The 21,875-nt window shown below is 63.6% G+C and carries 28 protein-coding genes and 1 other RNA gene; 11 read left to right on the forward strand and 18 right to left on the reverse strand.

Annotation, left to right across the window (positions count from 1 at the left end; translation table 11 throughout):
- Positions 1 to 7: 7 nt before the first annotated feature.
- Both FJ430_RS06250 and FJ430_RS06255 read right to left on the reverse strand, forming a co-directional pair.
- Positions 8 to 454 (reverse strand): GNAT family N-acetyltransferase, encoded by a 447-nt coding sequence (locus tag FJ430_RS06250; protein ID WP_140704502.1) that lies wholly within the window; start codon positions 452 to 454, stop codon positions 8 to 10.
- 88 nt (positions 455 to 542) lie between these two features.
- The gene (locus FJ430_RS06255) at positions 543 to 1,382 is read right to left on the reverse strand and encodes an AAA family ATPase (protein WP_140704504.1); all 840 of its coding nucleotides are present in this window, start codon (positions 1,380 to 1,382) and stop codon (positions 543 to 545) included.
- Positions 1,383 to 1,543: 161 nt separating this feature from the next.
- On the opposite strand from FJ430_RS06255, the gene ssrS reads away from it, so the two are divergent.
- The 5 genes from ssrS (at position 1,544) to FJ430_RS06280 (ending at position 4,820) form a co-directional block, all read left to right on the forward strand.
- Positions 1,544 to 1,699: non-coding RNA, 6S RNA (gene ssrS, locus FJ430_RS06260), on the forward strand.
- 144 nt (positions 1,700 to 1,843) lie between these two features.
- Positions 1,844 to 2,428 carry a 5-formyltetrahydrofolate cyclo-ligase gene (locus FJ430_RS06265; RefSeq protein ID WP_140704506.1) on the forward strand — a complete coding sequence of 195 codons (585 nt, stop codon included), beginning with the start codon at positions 1,844 to 1,846 and terminating at the stop codon, positions 2,426 to 2,428.
- A gap of 158 nt (positions 2,429 to 2,586) precedes the next feature.
- Positions 2,587 to 3,111 (forward strand): DUF3592 domain-containing protein, encoded by a 525-nt coding sequence (locus FJ430_RS06270; protein ID WP_140704508.1) that lies wholly within the window; start codon positions 2,587 to 2,589, stop codon positions 3,109 to 3,111.
- A gap of 49 nt (positions 3,112 to 3,160) precedes the next feature.
- A complete protein-coding gene (locus FJ430_RS06275; protein ID WP_140704510.1) occupies positions 3,161 to 3,985 on the forward strand; it encodes a TIGR00282 family metallophosphoesterase in 825 nt (274 codons plus the stop codon).
- A gap of 70 nt (positions 3,986 to 4,055) precedes the next feature.
- Positions 4,056 to 4,820 (forward strand): TerC family protein, encoded by a 765-nt coding sequence (locus FJ430_RS06280; protein ID WP_140704512.1) that lies wholly within the window; start codon positions 4,056 to 4,058, stop codon positions 4,818 to 4,820.
- Here FJ430_RS06280 and FJ430_RS06285 read toward each other — a convergent pair.
- From FJ430_RS06285 to FJ430_RS06295, 3 genes are read right to left on the reverse strand one after another with little or no spacing between them, the layout of a single operon-like run.
- On the reverse strand, positions 4,817 to 5,245 hold the full coding sequence (locus FJ430_RS06285) for an SRPBCC family protein (RefSeq protein WP_413467863.1): 429 nt from the start codon (positions 5,243 to 5,245) through the stop codon (positions 4,817 to 4,819). The genes FJ430_RS06280 and FJ430_RS06285 overlap by 4 nt on opposite strands.
- Positions 5,246 to 5,297: 52 nt before the next feature.
- On the reverse strand, positions 5,298 to 5,690 hold the full coding sequence (locus tag FJ430_RS06290) for a VOC family protein (protein ID WP_140704514.1): 393 nt from the start codon (positions 5,688 to 5,690) through the stop codon (positions 5,298 to 5,300).
- Positions 5,691 to 5,733: 43 nt separating this feature from the next.
- Positions 5,734 to 6,216, reverse strand: a complete 483-nt coding sequence (locus FJ430_RS06295; protein WP_140654849.1) for an SRPBCC domain-containing protein — start codon at positions 6,214 to 6,216, stop codon at positions 5,734 to 5,736.
- A gap of 51 nt (positions 6,217 to 6,267) precedes the next feature.
- On the opposite strand from FJ430_RS06295, the gene FJ430_RS06300 reads away from it, so the two are divergent.
- The 3 genes from FJ430_RS06300 (at position 6,268) to FJ430_RS06310 (ending at position 7,865) form a co-directional block, all read left to right on the forward strand.
- On the forward strand, positions 6,268 to 6,591 hold the full coding sequence (locus FJ430_RS06300) for an ArsR/SmtB family transcription factor (protein ID WP_140704516.1): 324 nt from the start codon (positions 6,268 to 6,270) through the stop codon (positions 6,589 to 6,591).
- 204 nt (positions 6,592 to 6,795) lie between these two features.
- Positions 6,796 to 7,545 (forward strand): YebC/PmpR family DNA-binding transcriptional regulator, encoded by a 750-nt coding sequence (locus FJ430_RS06305; protein WP_140654856.1) that lies wholly within the window; start codon positions 6,796 to 6,798, stop codon positions 7,543 to 7,545.
- Positions 7,546 to 7,556: 11 nt separating this feature from the next.
- On the forward strand, positions 7,557 to 7,865 hold the full coding sequence (locus tag FJ430_RS06310; protein ID WP_140646562.1) for a SelT/SelW/SelH family protein: 309 nt from the start codon (positions 7,557 to 7,559) through the stop codon (positions 7,863 to 7,865).
- Between the two features lie 33 nt (positions 7,866 to 7,898).
- Here FJ430_RS06310 and FJ430_RS06315 read toward each other — a convergent pair whose 3' ends face one another.
- Positions 7,899 to 8,375, reverse strand: coding sequence for a DUF1772 domain-containing protein (locus tag FJ430_RS06315; RefSeq protein WP_140704518.1), 477 nt, complete (start codon positions 8,373 to 8,375; stop codon positions 7,899 to 7,901).
- A 128-nt stretch (positions 8,376 to 8,503) separates the two neighbouring features.
- Between FJ430_RS06315 and FJ430_RS06320 the strand changes: the two genes are divergently transcribed.
- Entirely contained in the window at positions 8,504 to 9,145 is a 642-nt protein-coding gene (locus FJ430_RS06320; RefSeq protein ID WP_140704520.1) for a TetR/AcrR family transcriptional regulator, read from the forward strand.
- Between the two features lie 324 nt (positions 9,146 to 9,469).
- Here the strand turns inward: FJ430_RS06320 and rpmE are convergent, their stop codons facing one another.
- Entirely contained in the window at positions 9,470 to 9,691 is a 222-nt protein-coding gene (gene rpmE, locus FJ430_RS06325; protein ID WP_027166741.1) for a 50S ribosomal protein L31, read from the reverse strand.
- 206 nt (positions 9,692 to 9,897) lie between these two features.
- Between rpmE and FJ430_RS06330 the strand changes: the two genes are divergently transcribed.
- On the forward strand, positions 9,898 to 11,700 hold the full coding sequence (locus FJ430_RS06330; protein WP_140704522.1) for an ABC transporter transmembrane domain-containing protein: 1,803 nt from the start codon (positions 9,898 to 9,900) through the stop codon (positions 11,698 to 11,700).
- Positions 11,701 to 11,707: 7 nt separating this feature from the next.
- Here FJ430_RS06330 and FJ430_RS06335 read toward each other — a convergent pair whose 3' ends face one another.
- The 3 genes from FJ430_RS06335 to FJ430_RS06345 all read right to left on the reverse strand — a co-directional run bounded on the left by FJ430_RS06335 (position 11,708) and on the right by FJ430_RS06345 (position 14,000).
- Positions 11,708 to 12,139, reverse strand: coding sequence for a type II toxin-antitoxin system VapC family toxin (locus tag FJ430_RS06335; protein ID WP_140654870.1), 432 nt, complete (start codon positions 12,137 to 12,139; stop codon positions 11,708 to 11,710).
- Positions 12,136 to 12,414 carry a hypothetical protein gene (locus FJ430_RS06340; protein WP_140646566.1) on the reverse strand — a complete coding sequence of 93 codons (279 nt, stop codon included), beginning with the start codon at positions 12,412 to 12,414 and terminating at the stop codon, positions 12,136 to 12,138. Before FJ430_RS06340 ends, FJ430_RS06335 begins: the two co-directional genes overlap by 4 nt.
- Before the next feature lie 98 nt (positions 12,415 to 12,512).
- Positions 12,513 to 14,000 carry a carboxypeptidase M32 gene (locus FJ430_RS06345; protein ID WP_140704524.1) on the reverse strand — a complete coding sequence of 496 codons (1,488 nt, stop codon included), beginning with the start codon at positions 13,998 to 14,000 and terminating at the stop codon, positions 12,513 to 12,515.
- Between the two features lie 148 nt (positions 14,001 to 14,148).
- On the opposite strand from FJ430_RS06345, the gene FJ430_RS06350 reads away from it, so the two are divergent.
- Positions 14,149 to 14,502: a DUF1304 domain-containing protein gene (locus tag FJ430_RS06350; protein WP_140704526.1), complete on the forward strand. Its 354-nt coding sequence runs from the start codon at positions 14,149 to 14,151 to the stop codon at positions 14,500 to 14,502.
- 106 nt (positions 14,503 to 14,608) lie between these two features.
- Here FJ430_RS06350 and FJ430_RS06355 read toward each other — a convergent pair whose 3' ends face one another.
- The 8 genes from FJ430_RS06355 to FJ430_RS06390 form a co-directional block, all read right to left on the reverse strand.
- Positions 14,609 to 15,034: a hypothetical protein gene (locus tag FJ430_RS06355; protein ID WP_140645873.1), complete on the reverse strand. Its 426-nt coding sequence runs from the start codon at positions 15,032 to 15,034 to the stop codon at positions 14,609 to 14,611.
- A 355-nt stretch (positions 15,035 to 15,389) separates the two neighbouring features.
- Positions 15,390 to 16,418: a peptidoglycan -binding protein gene (locus tag FJ430_RS06360; RefSeq protein WP_140704528.1), complete on the reverse strand. Its 1,029-nt coding sequence runs from the start codon at positions 16,416 to 16,418 to the stop codon at positions 15,390 to 15,392.
- 1 nt (position 16,419) lies between these two features.
- Entirely contained in the window at positions 16,420 to 17,442 is a 1,023-nt protein-coding gene (locus tag FJ430_RS06365) for a MotA/TolQ/ExbB proton channel family protein (RefSeq protein ID WP_140704530.1), read from the reverse strand.
- A gap of 111 nt (positions 17,443 to 17,553) precedes the next feature.
- The gene (gene trhA / locus FJ430_RS06370; RefSeq protein WP_140704533.1) at positions 17,554 to 18,246 is read right to left on the reverse strand and encodes a PAQR family membrane homeostasis protein TrhA; all 693 of its coding nucleotides are present in this window, start codon (positions 18,244 to 18,246) and stop codon (positions 17,554 to 17,556) included.
- A 192-nt stretch (positions 18,247 to 18,438) separates the two neighbouring features.
- Positions 18,439 to 19,239 (reverse strand): inositol monophosphatase family protein, encoded by an 801-nt coding sequence (locus tag FJ430_RS06375; protein WP_140704535.1) that lies wholly within the window; start codon positions 19,237 to 19,239, stop codon positions 18,439 to 18,441.
- Positions 19,240 to 19,262: 23 nt separating this feature from the next.
- Positions 19,263 to 19,829 (reverse strand): elongation factor P, encoded by a 567-nt coding sequence (gene efp / locus FJ430_RS06380; RefSeq protein ID WP_140645868.1) that lies wholly within the window; start codon positions 19,827 to 19,829, stop codon positions 19,263 to 19,265.
- A gap of 143 nt (positions 19,830 to 19,972) precedes the next feature.
- Positions 19,973 to 21,091 (reverse strand): tetratricopeptide repeat protein, encoded by a 1,119-nt coding sequence (locus FJ430_RS06385; protein WP_226892093.1) that lies wholly within the window; start codon positions 21,089 to 21,091, stop codon positions 19,973 to 19,975.
- 1 nt (position 21,092) lies between these two features.
- A complete protein-coding gene (locus FJ430_RS06390) occupies positions 21,093 to 21,740 on the reverse strand; it encodes a thiamine phosphate synthase (protein WP_140704537.1) in 648 nt (215 codons plus the stop codon).
- Positions 21,741 to 21,875 lie beyond the last annotated feature (135 nt).

The following is a 21,875-nucleotide window of genomic DNA, read 5'->3' on the forward strand; positions in this document are numbered from 1 at the left end:
CGGCCCCTTATAGCAGATCGTATTCGATGAAGCCCGTCCGCCGCGCCACATGATCGTAGAGCCGGCGCGCCGTGGCGTTGGTCTCGTGCGTCATCCAGTAGACGTTCTTCACGCCGATCTTTCCGGCCTCGTCCTGCACGGCTTTGACCAGCGCGGCGCCGACGCCCTTGCCGCGCACCTCCGGATCGGCGAACAGGTCCTGCAGGTAGCAGTTGTTTTTCTCGGACCAGCCGGAGCGGTGATAGAGATAATGGGTGAGGCCTACGGCTTTGCCGTCGAGCGTGGCAATGAAACCCTTCGGCTCGAACTCGCCATCCGTGAACAGGCGCTTCCAGGTGATCGCGTAGACCTCTTCCGGCAGCTTCGTCTCGTAGAAAGTCAGATAGTCAGTCCAAAGCCGGCGCCAGTCGGCGTGGTCGGACTGCGCGAGCGGGCGGATGATGATCTCGGACATTTTTTCCTCCAACACTTTGACCCGAGGCTGCGGCAGCGGCCGCTCGCCGGCAACGGTCCACGGACGGGAAAGCGCTATTGCTGCCGGCTTACTGCTGCCGTCTGGCCATAAAGGCCAGGCGCTCGAACAGGTGCACGTCCTGCTCGTTCTTCAACAGCGCGCCGTGCAGCTTCGGCAGCATGTTCTTCGGATCGGCGCGCAGATCCTCGGGCGCGATGTCGTCGGCGACCAGCAGCCGGATCCAATCGAGCGCCTCGGAGGTAGACGGCTTCTTCTTCAGGCCCGGCACCTCGCGGATCTCGTAGAACTGCGTGAGGGCTGCCCGCACCAGATTCTGTTTGATGCCGGGGTAATGCACTTCGACGATGCGGTGTAGCGTGCCGATGTCGGGGAAGCGGATGTAGTGGAAGAAGCAGCGGCGCAGGAAGGCGTCCGGCAGTTCCTTCTCGTTGTTCGAGGTGATGATGACGATCGGGCGGAATTCGGCGCGGATCGTCTCGCCGGTCTCGTAGACGAAGAACTCCATCCGGTCGAGTTCCTGCAGGAGGTCGTTGGGGAATTCGATGTCGGCCTTGTCGATCTCGTCGATCAAAAGCACGACTTTCTTTTGTGCCGCGAAGGCGTCCCACAGCTTACCGCGCTTGATGTAGTTGGCGATGTCGTTGAAGCGCTCGTCGCCGAGCTGGCTGTCGCGCAGCCGCGAGACGGCGTCATATTCGTAGAGGCCCTGCTGCGCCTTGGTGGTGGACTTGACGTTCCATTCGATGAACTCGAGCTTGAGTGCCGATGCCACCTGGCGGGCGAGCTCGGTCTTGCCGGTGCCGGGCTCGCCCTTGACCAGCAAGGGCCGTTCCAGCGCGATCGCGGCGTTGACCGCGACCATCAGATCCTTGTCGGCGACATAGGCCGTGGTGCCTTCGAAACGCATCTTTTCTCCTGTCCGTGCGGCGGGACCGTAAGGAGGCTGGACGGGCCGCGCAAGGGCGGTTGCGGAAGAGCTCCCTATCAGGATGGTCTGCCAGACGAATTACGCGCGAATGGTGCCCGTTTCACTGGCGCTCGGCTAACCATCGGCCTATATTTGTCTCCGGCGGTCTGCGCTTCCCGGCAGGAGAAACTTATCCCCGGGGCCTTATCGATCCTTAGGGAGCTGTCCCTGGGAAGACCCGTGGGTTTTCTCACACGGCGCCCACCTACTTTGTAGGCACCCGGGATCGACCTCTCCACCGGTTGTGTGGATCGTCACTCTCCCGTTTTCGGGAGACATGCGTCTTCTCTCTGTTTTGCGCAATTCCGGACGGAAAAACCGCTGCGCACTTTTCCTGGAATTGCGCTAGAAACGTCGCTCCTGAAACTCCATTCAAATCTGACCTTTTCTAGCCTCGGCGCATGTCACCTTCCAGAGACCTGAAAAAACAGCTTCGCAAGGAAGCGCTGGCGCGCCGCGATGCGCTCGACGAATTCTGGCGGGTGGAAATCGCGCTCGAAATGGCCGAGACCGCGAAGGAAAAAATCAACTTCGAGCCCGGCCGGGTCGTCTCCGGCTTCTGGCCGATGCGCTCGGAGGTCGATGTGCGGCCGCTGATGTTCGCGCTGCGCGAAAAGGGCGCCAGGCTCTGCCTGCCGGCGATTCTCGACAAGACCACGATCGTCTTCCGTGAGCTGGTGCGCGGCGCGCCGATGGTCGAGATGGGGTTCGGCACCGTCGGGCCGCATGAAGAGGCGGAAGTGCTCGACCCCACGCTGATGCTGGTGCCGCTCGCCGCCTTCGACGCCCGCGGTCACCGCATAGGCTATGGCGCCGGCTATTACGACCGCGCCATCGCCAGGCTGGCCGACAAGGGCATCGTGCCCAGGCTGATCGGCATCGCCTTCGACTGCCAGGAAGTGCCGCTGGTGCCGAACGAAGACCACGACGTCATCATTGGGGAAATACTGACCGAGAGCGGGTTGCGCCGCTTCGATATCGCTTAAAGCGCGTCGCGCTGAAACGAATTCAGGCGCGCTTTAGGTTTTTGTCGGTCGTCCCAAAGCGCTGCGCTCTTTTTGGGCGACTGTCGCGACCTGCTTAACGCGGTTCCAACAAACGTCGGCTATATTCCTGAAAGATAGTCCAGCTCGACGGGGTCGTGGTGTTTATTCTTGCGCGCTATTTGCTGATGCCGTTCGCGTTGATCTCGGCGATACTATTTTTGATGGCATTGCACATCATAGGAACTGCCCTGCACCACCAGTCCGCCTGGCAGCGGACGGTCGCCACCGTAACGGATGTCAGTCCTTACAGCGAAATGCAGGCGAACGGCCTCAAAACGGACGGCATCAATGTCGCCTTGGCTTACGTCGCCAATGATGCGCCGATGATATGGTCCGGCAAGGGCAAGGACATCGGCCTCTACAAGGCAGCCAAGGGCGACCAGATGGAATTCTACTACGATCCCGCCGATCCAGCGAACCTTGATACGGGCGCGATGAAGGGATGGCGCGGCGGGCTGCTGCTGCTTGCCGTCACCGGCGGGTTCGCCGCTTTCTATCTCTGGTTCTTCTGGTTGCGAGGACGGAACGCACCGCCGGCCTTGCCGATCCCCTCGGCTACCCGCGTCTCGGGCGCGAGCGCAACGCCGACCGAACAGCAACGCGCCACTTTTGGACGGCGTTAGGACCTCGGTGCCGCTTGCCTAGCGTCCACAGCTCTGGATAGAAGTGGCTATGAGACTCCTCTTCCTCGGCGACATGGTTGGCAAGACGGGACGCACGGCGGTTTGGGAACAGCTGCCGGGGCTGATTTCCGACTTCAAGCTCGATTTCGTCATCGTCAATGGCGAGAACGCCGCCGGCGGCTTCGGCATAACCGAAGAAATCTTTCGCGAGACGCTCGCGGCGGGCGCGGATGTCGTCACCACCGGCAACCATGTCTGGGACCAGCGCGACGCGCTGATCTTCGCGCCGCGCGAGGAGCGCTTCCTGCGGCCTTCGAATTTCCCCAAGGGCACGCCGGGGCGCGGCTCGGGCGTCTACATCGCCCGCAATGGCGCCCGCGTGCTGGTCGCCAACATCATGGGCCGCGTCTTCATGCACCCGGAGCTCGACGACCCGTTCCAGGCCGGCGAGCGCGAGCTGGCCGCCTGTCCGCTTGGCGAGCAGGCCGATGCGGTCATCGTCGATTTCCACGCAGAGGCGACCTCGGAGAAAATGTGCTTCGCGCATTTCGTCGACGGCCGCGCCAGCCTCGTGGTCGGCACGCATACGCATCAGCCGACTGCCGACCATCAGATCCTCAATGGCGGCACCGCCTATATTTCGGACGCCGGCATGTGCGGCGACTATGACTCCTCGCTTGGCATGGACAAGGAGGAACCGCTCAACCGGTTTCTTTCCAAGGTGCCGAAGGGCCGTTTCGAGGCGGCCAACGGGCCGGCGACATTGTGCGGCGTCGGCGTCGATATTTCCGACCGCACCGGGCTTGCCGAAAAAATCGCGCCGTTTCGTCGCGGGCCGCGGCTGGAAGAAACGGCGCCGTCCTTCTGGCCGTGACATTGATATAGGTGCGCAGAGTACCTAATTGCCGGCAACACTGCTCTAGATCGTAGAGGGGACGACCTCCATGCAGCTTGTCGAATTTCTGGCGCCGCACTTTCACTTTGTTTCCGATCCGACCGCATGGGTCGCGCTTTTGACCCTGGTGGTGCTCGAGGTCGTGCTCGGCATCGACAATCTGATCTTCATCTCGATCCTGACCAACAAGCTTCCGGAAGCGCAGCGCGCCCGCGCGCGCCGGCTCGGCATCTCGGCGGCGCTGATCATGCGCCTCGTCCTGCTCGCCACCATCTCGATCATCGTGCAGCTGACGACGCCGGTGTTCACAGCCTTCGGCCACGGCTTTTCCTGGCGCGACCTGATCCTGATCGCCGGCGGCCTGTTCCTGGTCTGGAAGGCGACCAAGGAGATCCATCACACGGTCGACCCGCAGGACCATCAGGATACGATGGTGGGCACGCTGCAGATGAGCCTTGCCGGCGCGATCTTCCAGATCCTGCTGCTCGACCTCGTCTTCTCGATCGATTCCATCATCACCGCCGTCGGCATGACCGACGAGATCGCCATCATGTATATCGCGGTGATCGTGGCGGTGAGCGTGATGATGCTGGCGGCGACGCCGCTCGCCAATTTCATCGCCAAGAACCCCTCTATCGTGATGCTGGCGCTGGGCTTCCTGTTGATGATCGGCATGACGCTGATCGCCGACGGCATGGGCTACCATGTGCCCAAGGGCTACATCTACGCCGCCATGGGTTTTTCAGCCCTGGTCGAGGGCCTCAACATGCTGGCACGGCATCGCAAGAAGCAGGGGTCGGGCGAGGGGCATTAGGCCGAAATGCCCTTCGGGTGACGGTCGCCGATCAGGCCGAGCGTCAGGCCCTGTTCCAGCCATGCCTTGGCGCCGGCGAGCACCAGAGAGAAGCCGCCGGTCGAGTCGATTGCCTGCTTGACCTGCTCGTCGGCGGAGCCGGCGAAGCCGAAATTGCGGACCTCGAGGAAGGTCGCCTCATCGGGCATTTTGGTGAAGGTCCAGACGACGGTGGTCGGCGGATCGCTCCATTGCATGACGATCTTCTCGTTGGGGACGATCTCGCTGACCTCGACCCTGGTCGAGACCCCGTACATGCGCCACTCCCACTCGACCGTCTTGCCTTCGTCCAGTCGGCCGCTCGAATGCGTGAACCAGAATTTCGTGGTGATCGCCGGATCGACAATCGCCTCGAAGACGTCGGCGACCGGCCGCCGGATCAGCATGGCGGTTTCGGCGGTGGGGGCGCGCTTCAATTCCACAGTACCCTCCTCGATGTCAGGGCAAGTTGATCTGCCAGGAGACGCCGAACCGGTCGTTGAGCCAGGCGAAACGCTGGCTGAAGCCGTAATTGCCTGGTGGCATCAGAAATCCACCATCCTTGGAAAGAACGCCGACGATCCGCTCCAGTTCCTGCCCGGAAGAACAGTCGACAAAGAAGGAGAAGGACGGCGTGAAAGTGAAGGCGTGATGAACGGGGCTGTTGTAGATCCTGATCTCGACGCCGCCGACCAAAGCGCGCGCCAGCTTGAGCGTTCCTTCCGTCCCGTCCTCGCCCGAACCGTAGCGCGCGATGTCGAGGACACGGCTATCGGGAATGGTCCCGCAATAGAGGGTCATGGCCTCCTCGCCGTTTCCCTCGAACATCAGGAATGGTGTTGCTTTCGTCATCGGGGCGACCTCCTCCTGCTGGATATCGGGACGTGACGCAGGCTCAGATGTTGGTCTCGTTGGCCGGCTCGCCCTTCATCTCGCTGCGGTAGTAGCCGTCGCGCAGATTGATGCCGTATTCGAGATAGGCCTTCATGCAGGCGAGCATCTGCGACCAGCCCTCGCAGTTGAGGTAGGACTTCTTCAGGCCGACTTCGCCTTCGCGCCAGCCTTGCTCGGCGATGGTGACGAAGGTGCCGCCGTCCTCCAGCGGCTCGAAATTCATCTCGATGCGGGTCTTGTAGGCGGGTTTGCCGTCGGTATCGGTGGCGTCCCAGCGCAGCACGATGCGCTTGTCCTTCGTCACTTCGTCGACCTCCACCGGCACCATCTTCCACCAGGTGACGGTGGTGCCGGCGACAAGCGGAGCGGAGGCGCCGCCAATGGTGGTGAAATAACCGCTGAGCTTCGTCGGGTTGACGACGGCGTCGAAGACCTCGGCGACCGGTTTGCCGATGCGTCCGGAAATCCTGAATCCAAGCGACATATCCACAGCTCCTTCCTTGCTTGCCAAGACGATATGTTATAGAAACATAACATGTCAAGCGAAACCGCGGACGATCATGTTTTCAAGGCCTTGGCGCATTCGCGCCGGCGCGAATTGCTGGATCGGCTGAAGGACCAGCCGCAGACCACCGGCGCGCTATGCGGGGCTTTTCCGGACATGGACCGCTGCACGGTGATGATGCACCTGAAAGTCCTCGAGGAGGCCGACCTGATCGTTTCCAAGCGTGAGGGGCGCGAGCGCTGGAACCATCTCAATGCGCTGCCGATCAAGCAGATCCACGACCGCTGGATCAGCCAGTATGCCGGTCACGCCATCAGCATTCTCGACCGGTTGAAGTCCGATCTGGAGGGGTGAGCGGGCCGGTTCAACGTCGGAGTGACGGCGCGGCTGGACGAATTGAGCCGATTTATCTATAAGCCGGCCATTCCGACAAAGAGCGCCGCGTGCCTTCGCAGGCATGTCCGGGACGTTCTGAAAGATTGAATTCGAGCATTTTGCCGAAGACGAGGTGATGACACCCCGCTTCGAGATGCTCTAGCCGAACACGACAGGGGTGCCATGGCTGGCCATTCGCAGTTCAAGAACATCATGCACCGCAAGGGCCGCCAGGACGCGGTGCGGTCGAAAATGTTTTCCAAGCTGGCGCGTGAAATCACCGTCGCCGCCAAGAGCGGGACGCCCGATGTATCGATGAATCCGCGGCTTCGCCTCGCCGTGCAGAACGCCAAGGCGGTGTCGATGCCGAAGGACAACATCCAGCGCGCCATCAACAAGGCGTCGATGGGCGATGCCGAAAACTACGAGGCGGTGCGTTATGAAGGTTACGGTCCCGGCGGCGTCGCGCTGATCGTCGAGGCGCTGACCGACAACCGCAACCGCTCGGCCTCCAATGTGCGCGCCGCCTTCACCAAGGCCGGCGGAGCGCTTGGCGAAACCGGCTCGGTGTCGTTCATGTGGAACCGCGTCGGCGAGATCTACTATCCGGCCTCGGCCGGCAGCGCCGACAAGGTCATGGAAGCGGCGATCGAAGCCGGCGCGGATGACGTCGAGTCCGACGAGGAAGGCCACACCATCTATTGCGCCTTCGAAAACCTCGGCGACGTGTCCAAGGCGCTGGAAGCCTCGCTCGGCGAAGCGGAATCGGTAAAGCCGATCTGGCAGCCGCAGAACAACGTTCCGGTCGACGAAGAGCGCGCGCAGTCGCTGATGAAGCTGGTCGCCACCCTCGAGGACGACGACGACGTGCAGAGCGTCTACGCCAATTTCGAGGTCGACGACGAGACCATGGCCAAGCTCAGCGCGGCCTGAGCCAAGTCGCTATGAGCGAGAAGCCGCTTCCCACCATCCGCATCACGTACTGCACGCAATGCCACTGGCTGCTGCGCGCCGGCTGGATGGCGCAGGAACTGCTCTCGACCTTCGGCACCGATCTCGGCGAGGTGGTGCTGGTGCCGGGAACTGGCGGCATTTTCACCATTTCCTGCAACGACGTGCTCATCTGGGAGCGCAAGCGCGACGGCGGTTTTCCGGATGCGGCGAAGCTGAAGCAGTTGGTTCGCGACGTCATCGACCCAGAGCGTGACCTCGGCCACGCCGATCGCAAGGATCATAAAAAAGACTCCGCCTGAGCCGGAGCCTTTTGCATTCGCGGGTTGCCGTCTTCAGGTCAATGCCATGATGAAGCAGGCCATTGCTGCGATGGCGGTGATGGTGCGGACGTGATTCCATATCACCCACTCATTCAGATGGTTCGCCCACACGGCGGCGCCGTTGGCGCTCGCAGGATCGACGGCGGCGAGTGCGTCGTTGAGCGGCACGTTCAAGATCATGGTCACGATCGGATTGCCCACGAAATAGAGCACTGCGCCGGCAAGCAGCCAGTACGAGCCCGACTGGCTCCAGCCGAAGAAAACGCCGGCAATCAACACCAGGCAGATGAGGCCGGTGCCGAACAGCGCCGTCATGAAGGTCGGGGTGATCACCGTGATGTTGATCGAATTCATCGCGGCGATGCCGCTCGGGACGGGCAGTCGGGCAAGCGCCGCCATGACGAAATTCGAGAAGGCAAAGAAGACGCCGCCGACGACGCCCGAGCCGATCGCGGCGATGAAGGTGAGAGTGGGAAGAAGTTTCATCATCTCAGTTGCTCCAGATGCCGGGTTTTGCTCGATTCCAAAATGCGAGTAATCCTCACATTTGCAAAACGTGATAAACCCTCGTATTTTGTGAGTCAAGTCAGTTTTCGAGAAATCGCCCGGACAGAGCCATGGATGAAAAAGTTACCGCCAAGCCGGACCAGGCGGCCATTGCTTCGCCGCGCCGGTCGCCTACGCAGCAGCGCAGCCGCGAGCGGGTCGAGCGCATGCTTGCGGCCGCCTCGGCGCTGATTGCCGAGCAAGGCAGCGATGCCATGCGCATGGGCGAGGTGGCGGAAAGGGCTGGGGTGTCGATCGGCTCGCTCTACCAGTTTTTCCCGGACAAGCGGGCGATCGTCTGGGCGCTTGCCGAGCGCTACACCGCCGAAAGCCAGGCCTGCATTGCGACGACGCTGAAGGATGTCCGCGATGCCGAGGGAATGAAACGGGCGTTTTCGGAGCTGGTGGACATTTACTACCAGTTGTTCCTGGCCGAGCCGGTGATGCGCGACATCTGGTCGGGTACGCAGGCCGACAAGGCGTTGCGCGAACTGGAACTCGCCGACAGCCGGGCCAATGCCGAATTCCTGCTCGCGGTGCTGAAGCGGCTGCGCCCTCATGCCGATCCAGTGGAACTGGAAACGACGGCGTTCCTCGTCTGGCAGATGGGCGAGGCCGCGGTGCGGCTGGCGATCTCCGTCGACCGCGAGGAGGGCGACAGGCTTGTCGCGGCCTACAAGCGCATGGCGCTTAGGGAGTTTGTGGGGGAGTAGGTACAACCCAGGCGCTTTCCCACAGCGTCGGCGATTGGCGAAATCGCCGGCGAGAGCGCCCCTCTCCCCGTCACTATACGGGGAGAGGATGCCGGCAGGCAGGTGAGGGGCGGCGCCGACCTATGACATTGGCGTCGTCGAAAAAGCGCACTGTCATCGAATTCTGAATTTCTCGCACCTTGGCCGGCCAATCGCCGAGGCTGGCGCTGCCTCTCATCCGCCCTTCGGGCACCTTCTCCCCGTAGAACGGGGAGAAGGAAGAAATGCGGCCAACAAAAAACCCGCCTCGAAGGCGGGTTTTCAAAGTCTGCCGATGTATCTGGCTTAGAGGCCGAAGCCTTCGAAACGCTTCTTGAACTTCGACAGGCGGCCGCCACGGTCGAGCAGGGTCTGCTGGCCGCCGGTCCAGGCCGGGTGGGTGGTCGGGTCGATGTCGAGGTTCATCGTGTCGCCTTCCTTGCCCCAGGTCGAACGGGTCTGGTATTCGGTGCCATCGGTCATGACGACCTTGATGGTGTGGTAGTCGGGATGAATATCGGCCTTCATTGTCGTGTTTCCTGGCTGCCGGCGCTGCTGACGGGCCCAAAGGCCTGCGTCGATGCGCCCCTTTTTAAAACTCGAAGCCGCAGCTAATGAAAAGCCACGGCTTCTAAAACGGTCGGCGAGCCTATACATCAGCCGGAATTGAATCACAAGGCCGCGGCGAGCGCATATTGAAGCGCGGTGCCGGCAAGCGGCCAGAGGAAACGCTCATGGCGGAAATCGGTGGCAGCGCAAGCGAGCGCAGACGCTCGGTCCGGCCGCTCCGCAGCCTTTTTCCCTATATCACCCGCTACCGGAAGCTCGCCATCGGCGCCATCATCTCGCTGATCGTGGCGGCAGTAACGACGCTGGCCTTGCCGATGGCTGTGCGGCGCATGATCGACCACGGTTTCCAGGCCGCGGGCTCCACCTTCATCGCGGAGTATTTCGCGGCACTGGTTCTGATGGCCGCGCTGCTCGCGGCCGCTTCGGCCAGCCGCTACTATTTCGTTATCACGCTCGGCGAACGGGTCGTCGCCGACATCCGCCGCGACGTTTTCTCCCATGTCACGACGCTGTCGCCGGCGTTTTTCGATCGTTCGCATTCGGGCGAGATCGTGTCGCGGCTTGCCGCCGACACCACGCAGGTGAAGTCGGCGGTCGGCGCCACCGCCTCGGTCGCGCTGCGCAACGTCATCCTCGGCCTCGGCGCGGTGGCGATGATGGTCGTCACCAGCCCGAAACTCTCCGGCCTGGTGATCGCGGCCATTCCGGTGATCGTGCTGCCGCTCGTCGCCTTCGGCCGTTCGGTGCGCCGCAAGTCCCGGCAAGCGCAGGACACGCTCGCCGAGGCCACCGCCTATGCCAGCGAGCAGATCGGCGCGGTGCGCACGCTGCAGGCCTTCACCAACGAGAAGCTGGTGACCGGCCGCTTCGCTGGCGCCGTCGATGCTGCCTTCGAGGCGGCGCGGGCCTCGGTGTTCGCGCGCTCGTTCCTGACCTTCTTTGCCATCTTCATGATCTTTTCCTCGGTGGTCGCGGTGCTGTGGTTCGGCTCGCGCGACGTGCTTGCCGGCACGCTGTCGGCCGGCACGCTCGGCCAGTTCCTGCTCTACTCGGTGTTTGCCGCCGGCGCGCTCGGCGCGTTGTCGGAGGTGTGGAGCGAGCTGTCGCAGGCGGCGGGCGCCGCAGAGCGGCTGACCGAGATCCTGGCCGAGACGCCGGCGATCCAGCGGCCTGCCGACCCCGTTCCGTTGCCGGCCACGGCCAAGGGCGCGATCAGCTTCGACGACGTCTCCTTCTCTTATCCGGCGCGGCCGGACCGCGCCGCCGTGCATGGCCTGAGCTTCCAGGTGAAGCCCGGCGAGACGGTGGCGATCGTCGGGCCTTCGGGCGCCGGAAAAAGCACCGTCTTCTCGCTGATCCTGCGCTTCTACGATCCCGAGAGCGGCCGCGTCGTCCTCGACGGCGTCGACGTGCGCGAGGCCGATCCGGCGGCTGTCCGGCAGCGGATCGCGATCGTGCCGCAGGACGTCACCATCTTCGCCGCGAGCGTTCGCGACAATATCGGCTTCGGCAGGCAGGGCGCCAGCGACGCCGAGATCGAGGCCGCGGCGAAGGCGGCGCTTGCCGACGAATTCATCGCCAGGCTCGACAAGGGCTATGACAGCCAGGTCGGCGAGCGCGGCGTGACGCTGTCCGGCGGGCAGCGCCAGCGCATCGCGATCGCCCGCGCCATCCTGCGCGACGCGCCGATCCTCCTGCTCGACGAAGCGACCTCGGCGCTTGACGCCGAGAGCGAGACGCTGGTGCAAAGGGCGCTGGAGCGGCTGATGCGCGGTCGCACCACCATCGTCATCGCGCACCGGCTGGCGACGGTGCTGAAGGCCGACCGCATCCTGGTCATGGACGGCGGGCGCATCGTCGAGGAAGGCACGCATCAGAGCCTGGTGGCCAAGGGCGGCATCTACACGCGGCTCGCGAAGCTCCAGTTCGAGACCGGAGCCAGCGCCTTCAAGGGCGCGGCGGAGTAGAGCAATCTTAGGGCGCTCGCCAATCGGCGAGAAGCACAATGCTGCCTAAATGTTTCGTTTTGGCAAAATGGCGCTGGTCGGCTGTCACCAATGTTGCGGCGCGATTGATTGCCATGGCGTGGTAAACGCAGTCGTTGAGCGTTGGATAGCCGCCGGCAGGGCTCAGCTGCGTCGCGATCTCCTGCGTTTTGGCCAGCTCGCCCATGTCCGGTTCCAGAAGCTGGAAACCGCCTTCCCGCAGCCCGGCGATCAGCGTTGCGACCATAACGAAGGATTGCTCATAGTGAAGCGCGGCAGATAGTGACTCGTAAAGTAAGATGCTGGGGGCGGCCATGGCGCGACCGTCTGCGATGTTTTTCGCGAACAGGTTTCGCGCCTGTTCGCTACCATCCTCGTCCCGAAAGAGTTTGATGAAAATCGACGCGTCGACAATAATCACTTTTTCCGGCCTTCGAGGATGTCCTCTGGTCGGCCGTCCATCTCCTGGCGAATTCTACGCAGCACGTCGGTCGAGCTTTCGCCGCCTGTCGAGCCCGGTTTCAATTCCCGGATCATCTTTAAAGCGCGCTCCTTTGCGGCATCTTTCAATGCCTTTGCGATTGCCTCCTCGACGAAACGGGATCGCTTGTTCTTCGGAACTTGGTTCTCGAGCGTCTCCTTGACCGCGCTGTCGATAGAAAACGTAGCGCGTTCCTTAGGACCTGAAGCGTTCATCTGCGCACCTCGTGGTCATAAGATATAGCAGCACGAAATCGTACGCAAATGGGCGATGAGCTCATTCTAGTTCTCTGACGTGGTAACGACCCGCCGACTTATGCAGTTCCGTAACGCCTGCGCAGGTGCTCGGTGAAGTAAGCGGCGTTGAGCTTCTCGCCGGTGGCGCGCTCGAGCAGGTCCGGCGTCGACCAGCGCGAGCCCTGCGACCAGATCTTTGCGCGACGCCACTCGTTGACGGCGCTGAAATCGCCCTTGGCGAGGTCCTCGTCGGCGGACGGATGCTCCCTGGTCAAGGCCGCCCATTGCTGCGCCGCCATCATGGCGCCTAGCGTGTAGGAGGGGAAATAACCGAAGGCGGCGCCCGGCCAATGCACGTCTTGCATCGGCCCGTCGGCCGGGTTGTCGATGGTCGAGAGGCCGAGATAGTCGCGCATCTTGGCGTCCCATGCCTCCGGCAGGTCGGCGACCTCCAGCCGGCCGGTCACAAGCTCCTGCTCGAGCTCGTAGCGCAGGATGACATGCAGCGGATAGGTGACCTCGTCGGCGTCGACGCGGATCAGGCCGCGCTCGACATGGTGGACATGCGGCAGGATGTCGTCGAGCGACCAGGCTTCGCCGAGGTGTTTTTCGACCACCGGCAACGCCCAGCGCCAGAACGCCGGGTTGCGGCCGATCTGCTTTTCGACGAACAGGCTCTGGCTCTCATGCACGGCCATGCCGCGCGCCTTGCCGAGCGGCCAATGCGACCAGGCTTTCGGCAGGTTCTGCTCGTAAAGCGCGTGGCCGGTCTCGTGCAGCACGCCCATCAGCGCCGACAGGAAGTCGGAGGTCTTGTAGCGGGTGGTGATGCGCACGTCGGTCGGCACGCCGCCGCAGAAGGGGTGGTGCGACACCGACAGCGAGCCATGGGTGAGGTCGAAGCCGACGGCCGCCATCATGGCAAGGCCGAGCTCGCGCTGGCGGTCGACGGCATAGGTGCCCGACAGCGGCTTCAACGGATGTTTTGCCAGCCGTGCTTCCTGCATGGCCAGCGCACGCGGCAGGAAATCCTTGAGAAAGGCCTTCAGCTTGGCAAACACCGGCGTGATGTCGGCGGCGCGGTTGCCGGGATCATACTGCTCCATCAGCGCATCATAGGGGGCGAGGCCGAGGGCGTCGGCGCGCAGCGCCGCTTCCTCTCGCACCAGGGTCACGACGCCTTCCAGCGCCGGCAGGAAGCCGGCCCAGTCGTTCTTGGCGCGCAGGTCGCGCCAGAGCTGTTCGGAACGCATGCGCGCCACCGTCTGGCGCTCGACGAATTCGACAGGCAGGCAGGTGAGGTTGGTGTATTGGCGGCGCAACTCCCTGACCGCCGCCTGCTGCTCTTCGCTCAGCGGCTCGGCTTCGGCGGCCGCGATCCAGTCACCGATCTCCGGCGCGGTCGCCTGGGCGTGCAGCATGCCGGCAAGCGAGGACATCGCCTCGGCGCGCTTCTCGCCGCCGCCGACCGCCATATGCGTCGCCTCGTCGGCGCCGAGGATGGCTAAAGCATGCTCCAGCGCTTCGAGCTTGTGGCCGAGTTGGTCGAGTTTCTGGAAGGACATGGCGGGTTCCGGCTGCAAATGGGCTGGCGCGAAAAAGATACCAAGGCGCGAAGCTTGGCAACCCTGCTCGGCGAGGCCGGGGTCGACCTATCTTGCGCGGCGGCGTCGACGTGTGGTCAATGCTTGTCCGAACGAGCGGTGGGGAACAATGATCGGCAATATCCTGGTCGGGCTGGTGGCGCTGATCCACTGCTATATCGTCTACCTTGAGATGGTGTTGTGGGACACGCCGCGCGGCCACAAGGCGTTCAAGCTGACGACGGAATTCGCCAGCGCCTCGAAGGTGCTTGCCGCAAATCAGGGGCTCTATAACGGCTTTCTCGCCGCCGGCCTGATCTGGGGACTCTATCTCGGCGCCGGCGGATTCCAGATCAAGATGTTCTTCCTCATCTGCGTCGCTATTGCCGGCCTCTACGGCGCGGCGACCGTCGGCCGCAAGACACTCTTCATCCAGACTGTGCCGGCGGTGCTCGCCATCATCGCGCTTTGGCTCGGCGTGTAATCGAAGCAGGACGCGATCCAAAAAGGACGCCCTCGGGGCCAGGTCCCGCGGGCGCCAGTTGGTCCCTTCCTGTGTGCGGGCCGTCTCCTTGAAATGGCGAACCGCTTCAGCCGTTCGGGTAATTGCCACCGCCGTCGCCGTCGCCCACCATGAAGCCGCTGCCGGTGTCGTTCATCAGCCTCTGGTCGACATTGTCGAGGCGCCGCAGCATCTCATGATATTGCGCGGACGGTATCCTGCCGTGATCCGAGGCCGCGACATGCTCCGCGGCCTGGCTGATATGCGCGGCGCGCATGTGCAGTCGGTGCGCTTCCGAAGCCGAAATGTTGTTTGCCTGCCGGGCATCGGTGATGCCCTGATCCACGCCCTGGATCTGATCGATCAGGCTGGTCACACGCGGGCCGATGAAATTGGCTGGAGGGGTCGCATCGAGAAGTCCCTTGTGGTGCCCGGCCGCATAGGCGCCGGCGAGCGGGGCCGCGATCAGAACCGCAGCGAGGATTGCAGTCTTGAGAGATGTTGAAGCGCGCATGGCGGCGCATCCTTCTACCAGGAAGGGAGCGGCCGCGCCGCGTCGCCTTCCGACCTTCCGGGCCGTCCGGTTCCGTCGCGTCGCGATGGGAGGCATCGCCGGCGGGACCCCGGCCCTGCGCGGCAAGTTAGGTGCGTCGATTCGCGATGTGTAATTAAAAAAAGATAATGTTTTCAGGCCTTGCCGCCGGCACTTGGCGCGCTAAGTATTCAGCCGACAAACAACTTCCCGTGACTTTGCGTGATCCTAAAGCGCGTCGCGATCTTTCAGATCCGCTCCGTACGCTTTAGGGTTTTGATTCTACGCATGTCTTTGTCCCGAAACCGGTTCCCGCTTTCGGGAGACATGCTTCAAATCACCGTTCGGTGAGCTTCAGTTCAATGCGGCGGTTCTTGCTGCGCGCCTCGTCGGTGTCGGCCGGGTCGAGCGGCTGGAATTCGCCGAAGCCGGCGGCCACCAGCCGGTTGGCCGGCACGCCGTTCTCGATCAGGAACTTCACGACGGACGTCGCGCGCGCGGTCGACAATTCCCAATTGTCGCGATAGCGGCCGGTGCCGGAGAGCGGCTGGTTGTCGGTATGGCCGTCGACGCGCAGCACCCAGCTGATCTCGGGCGGGATTTCCTTCTGCAATTCGATGATGGCGTCGGCGAGCTTCTTCATCTCGACCTTGCCGGCGTCGTTGATCACGTCGGAGCCTGTCGGAAACAGCACCTCCGACTGGAAGACGAAGCGGTCGCCGACAATGCGGATGTTCTCGCGGTCGGCGAGGATTTCGCGCAGCCGGCCGAAGAAATCGGAACGGTAGCGGTTGAGTTCCTGGACGCGCTGCGCCAGCGCGACATTCAGGCGGCGGCCCAGATCGGCGATCTTGGTGTTGGAGACGCGGTCGCGCTGCTCGGAGACGTTGAGCGCGTCTTCCAGCGCGCCGATCTGCTTGCGCAGGGCGGCGATCTGCTGGTTGAGGATCTCGACCTGGCTCAGCGCCTGCTGGCTTATCTGGCGCTGGTTGCCGAGTTCGTCGGACAGCTGGTCAGCCCGTTTGGTGGCCGCGTCGCCGGCGCCGGCGCCCTGTGCCAGCAATTGTTCGAGGCGGCTCTTTTCAGCCTGCGCCGCCGACAGCGACGCCTGCAGGTTGGCGAGCGAATCCTCCTTGTCCTGGCTGTTCGTGCGTTCCAGCGCGAGCAACTGGGTCAGCTCGTTGATCTGCGAGTTGAGGCGGTTCAGCACCGCGTCCTTGCCGGATATCTCGCGGCTGAGCAGGAATTGCGCCAGCACGAAGACAGTGAGCAGGAACATGATCGCCAGCAGCAGCGTCGACAAGGCATCTACGAAGCCCGGCCAGTAGTCGATGCGGCGGTCGGCGCGCCGTCTTGCCAGCGCCACGTCAGTGGACCCCTTGCTTCTTCAGCGCGTCGGCGATCTTTTCCAGTGTGTTGCGCATGGCCTTCTGCTCATCGGACTGTGCCTCGACCCAGTCGCGCATGATCTGCTGCTCGGAGCGCATGTTCTTCACCAGCCCCGAGATGCCGTCGGCAAGATTGGCCATGGCGGTGGCGACGCGCGGATTGGAGCCTCCGCCATTCTCCTGCAGGCTGCGCAGCCGTTCCGACAGCAGCCGGATATCCTCGGAGGATTCGGCGGCCTTTGACGTATCGGACACGACGATGTCCGACGACAGATCGGTGACCGAGGAGAGCCAGTTCTCGAGTTCGGTGTAGAAGCGGGTCTGGGCGCGGCCGGCCTGCAGATCGAGAAAGCCGAGCACAAGCGAGCCGGAAAGGCCGAACAGCGAGGACGAAAACGCGGTGCCCATGCCGGCGAGCGGCGCCGACAGGCCCTGCTTCAGCGCGTCGAGCACGGCGGCGGCATCGCCGGTGCCCGGGTCCAGCGCCTCGATCGTCTCGCGGATCGAGGCGATGGTGTTGAGCAGGCCCCAGAAGGTGCCGAGCAGGCCTAGGAACACCAGCAGGCCGACCAGGTAGCGCGAGGTGTCTCGGCTTTCGTCGAGGCGGGTGGCGATGGAATCCAGCATCGTGCGCATCGACGAGGTCGAGAAGGCCACCGAGGACGAACGGCCGATCATCGCCTTCATCGGCGCCAAAAGAACCGGCTCGGTGGTCTCGGAGCCGGCGCGGAAGGAATTGACCCAGCGCACCTCGCGGAACAGCCGCCCGACCTGCACGAACGCAAGCAGGATACCGACCGCCAGCACGCCGATGATCAGTCCGTTGAGGCCCGGATTGCTGGAGAAGGCGGTCGAGATCTGGCGGGTGAGGATGGCGGCGATGAAAGCGACGATGATCAGGAAGATCACCATGGTGAGCAGGAAGACCTGCGGACTCGACAGCTTGTGCGGATCATAGACCAGGACGTCCGATCGCCTGCCGAAGGATCTGAGAAAAGCCATCCGTGCCCCGTTTCCGATGCCACCGCCGCAGAATTGCCGCGACTCTAAACGGAATTGTGACCAAATTGAATGGCGCTTGGCAATATGGCCCGATAGGCCGGCGCCACAGGCCTAGAACCGGTTGACCACCAGGCAGTCGACCATGGCGGCCAGGTGCAGGCCGGCGCCGGTGACGACGAAGCCGTGCCAGACGGCATTGTGGAAGCGCAGGCCCTTCCAGGCGAAGAAGACGACGCCGCAGGAATAGACGATGCCGCCGGCGACGAGCAGCGCGACCGAGGTCGTCGGCAGTGTCTCGACCAGCGGTCCGGCGAGCACCACGCCGCTCCAGCCGATGGCGAGATAGAAGACGATGGCCAGCCGGTCGTAGCGCCCGGGCAGGAACATCTTGATGGCGATGCCGGCCGCTGCTGCGCTCCACACGACGACGACCATGGGTAGCGCCAGCGGCGTGTTGTGGAGCTGGGCGAGGAAGGGCGTGTAGGTGGCGGCGATCAGGAGATAGATCGCTGCGTGATCGAAGCGGCGCAGGATCCATTTCGCCGGCCACGAGACCGGCCACAGATTGTAAGTCAGCGATACGGACAGCACGGTGAGCAGCGACACCACGTAGAAGACGGCTGCGGTATATTCGCCTGGACCGGAATGAAAAGCGGCAAGCGCCAGGAAAGTCGAGCCGGCAGCGATCGCCAGCACGATGCCCACCGCATGCACGATGCCGTCGGCGATTATCTCGGCGCGCGAGTAATGCCAGCGCCCCACAAAGGGGATGTCAAGCTGGGTATCTGGCCGCACATCGTTCATAAAATGGTCCTGCTATCCCTTGATCTGGGCAGTCGCGGACCAGTATTTCAAGCTTCAGTTGCGGTTTTGCGACTGCGGAGCGGCGCGTCCTTTCGACGCGCAAAGGACACTGCAGCACTTTGATTTGCACACGATCCTTTCCGAAAATCGATTCCGACTTTCGCAGTAAGGGCGCTTCGCGCGCCCCACCTCTCAGCGCGACGACAGCGGTTTCTTCACGGTCTTGAGAAGCGCGCGCTGGATGAGCTCGTTGCCGGCGACGACCTCGCCATTGTCCAGCATGTCCTGTCCGCCATCCATATCGGAGACGAAGCCGCCGGCTTCGCGCACCAGAAGGATGCCCGCGGCGATGTCCCAGGACGACAGGCCGGTTTCCCAGAAGCCGTCCATGCGGCCGGCCGCGACATAGGCGAGATCGAGCGCGGCGGAGCCAAGGCGGCGTACGCCGGAGACTTCGGCCATGACGTTGCGCAGCTCGATCAGGAAATTGCCGTGCTGGCCGCGGCCGAGATGCGGTACGCCGCAGCCGATTACCGCGTCGGTCAGCTTGGAGCGCCCGGCAACGCGCAGCCGACGGTCGTTCATGAAGGCGCCGCCGCCGCGCTCGGCCGTGTAGAGTTCGTCCATCGCCGGATTGTAGACGACGCCGGCGACGATCTGGCCCTGGCGCTCGAGCGCGATCGACACCGAGAAGACCGGAATGCCGTGCAGGAAGTTGGTGGTGCCGTCGAGCGGGTCGACGATCCAGCGATGCTGGGCGTCCTCGCCTTCGACGGCGCCGCGCTCCTCCATCAGGAAGGCGTAACCCGGCCGCGCCTTGGAAAGCTCGGCGAAGACGATCTCTTCGGCCTTGCGGTCGGCCTGGCTGACATAGTCGCCCGGGCCTTTCATCGAGACCTGCAGGTTCTGCACCTCGCCGAAGTCGCGCGACAGCGAGCGGCCGGCTTTCATCGCGGCCTGGACCATGACGTTGAGGAGAGCGGAACGCGCCATTTTTTCTTCCTGCTTTTTTGCCGTTAATCCGCGCGGCGCATGTAGGTGATTTCGTTGGTGTCGACGATGATGCGCTCGCCGGCCGAGATGAAGGGCGGCACCAGCACGCGAATGCCGTTCTCCAGCACCGCCGGCTTGTAGGAGGAGGCGGCCGTCTGGCCCCTAACCACCGGGTCGGCCTCGGTGATGGTCAGCGTTACCTGGTCGGGCAGCGAAATGCCGATCGGCCGCTCCTCGTAAAGCTGCACCGTCACCATCATGCCGTCCTGCAGGAAGGCGGCGCGCTCGCCAACGAAGTCCTTGGCCAGCTCGAGCTGCTCGTAGCTTTCGGTATCCATGAAGACCAGGGCGTCGCCCTGCTCGTAGAGGAACGAAAAATCCTTCAGATCGAGCCGGATCTGCTCGACGGTCTCGGCCGAGCGGAAGCGCTCGTTGAGCTTGGTGCCGTTGATCAGGTTCTTCAGCTCGACCTGATTGTAGGCGCCGCCCTTGCCAGGCTTGACGGTGTTGGTCTTGACCGCCACCCACAGCCCGCCATCGTGCTCGATGACGTAGCCGGGACGGATTTCGTTGCCACTGATCTTGGCCATGATGAACTGATCCGGAATGAGATTTTTCAGGCGCGGGTCGCGCTTTGGCGCCTCCAAGACCACAAATTGCACGCAGTAGCAAGGGAGGGAGGCAAGGGAGGGGACCCAAGCGAGCCAGGAAATGGCGTCCATAGCGCCATGCGTCAACGCAGGCGATTTGCCTTCTGCAGCGCCTGCTTGGTCTGGTCGTCGTCGAGGCCCTGCAGGAAATCGTCCATCCGCGGGTCGATCAGGCCGGCGCGGCGGGCGACGATGTACCAGGCGCCGGCAAGGATCAGGTCCGGGTCGGTGCCGATGCCGCCCATATAGAGCTTGGCGAGGCGGTTCTGGGCGGCGACGTTGCCGCCCTCCGCCGCCCGCTTCATCCAGGCAAAGCCCGATTTCAGGTCGCGCCCGCCGCCGCGGCCCTCGATCATCCAGGCGGCGAGGTCGATCTGCGCGGTGTCGTAGTTCTGCCTCGCGGCTTGCGCCAGCAGAAGACGCGCCTGGGCGTCGTCGTGCGGCTTGCCGCCGACGCCGTTGGCGTAGAGCTGCGCCATTGCATATTGCGCATCGGCAAGGCCGGTGGCGGCGGCACGCTCGTAGTAGACGGCGGCCTTCACCAGGCCGTCATCGCCGGGATCCTGCTGGACGAGCAACTGGGCGAAATTGAACTGCGCAAGCCGGTTGCCGGCCTCGGCCGAGGCCTGCATCAGCGCGAAGGCGCCCTTTTCGTCCTTCTTCACATAACGGCCGTCGAGCAGCATCAGCGCATATTGGAACTGTGCCTCCGGCACGCCCTGTTCGGCGGCCAGCGCATACCATTTGCCGGCCTCGGCCGGATTGAGCGGCACGCCCAGTCCGCGCGACAGGATCTCGGCCACCAGCGTCTCGGCCGCCGGATCGCCGTTCTTGGCGCGGTCCATGGCGAGGTTGTAGGCGGTCTTGTAAAGCCCGCGCTGGAAGGCGCCGTAGGCGGCGTCCGGCTGCTTGGCGCCGAAGCGGTCGGGATTGACGGCGTCGGCCGATGGCGGCGTCATGGTGGCCGGTTGCGGCAAGGTGTTTTGGATCGGCTTGTCGATGTGCGTGGTGGTGCCGAACCTGCTCGCATCCGGCTCGCCGGCATCCGGCGTTGCCGCGTTCGGTGTGGCCGTATTCGGTGTGCCGGAGTCCGGAGTGCCGGCATCCGGCCGCTGCTGTGGCAGCGGGATGGTCTCAGCCGCCATCGCGGCCTGCGCCAACAAGCCGGCCAGGACAACCAGAGAAAGGACACGCAGGCGCATGTCAGTCCTCGAAACGCGGCGCGGTTTCATCGAGCAGCGCGTTGGCGGCGGCAATCGCCGCCCGCGGGTCGCGCCCGTCGGCAAAGACGGCGCTGGACAGCGCCACAAATTCCGCGCCAGTCGCGGCCACCGTCTCGACGGAAGCAAGCTCGGAGCCGGCCATGACGATGCAGGGGATCGAAATCATCTCCGCCCACCATTTGCCGAGGGTGAGGTTGCGGTGGTGCGGCTCCGGCTTGTTGTCATAGCCGAAACGGCCGAAGAACATATAGTCGGGCCGCTCCTCGCCGAGCTCCAGCGCCTCGTCGCGCGTCTTGGCGCCACCGACGCCGACCATCATCTTGCCGGCCAGACGCTCGATCGTCTCGGCGAGTTCCCCCGACTTCACTTCGACATGGATGCCGTCGGCCTGGACGCGCCCGGCGATGCGGCTGTCGCCGGCGATGATGACAGCGACGCCGGCACTTTGAGCGATCGGCACGATCCTTTCGGCAAAGGCCTGGAAGGAGGCATCGTCCATGCCGTTGTCGGGCAGGATCAGCGAGGCGACGTCGCCGCCCTCGAACGCCGCGCAGATCTGCTCCGCCGGCACGAGCGGCGGCGCGATCAGCACGATGCGGCAGCGGTTGGGCGGAGTTAAATCGTTCATTGGCCTTCGATCCCGGTTTCGCCTATGCCGGGCGAAGATGGTTGCATTGCGGCATAGAGCAAAGGGGGCGGCTTGAACAGCAGCCGTGCGGCGCCAGGGCCAAAATGCTTAACCACCGCTGTGGCTTGCGTCGCC

The organism is Mesorhizobium sp. B2-8-5 (assembly GCF_006440675.2).
Classification (GTDB): domain Bacteria; phylum Pseudomonadota; class Alphaproteobacteria; order Rhizobiales; family Rhizobiaceae; genus Mesorhizobium.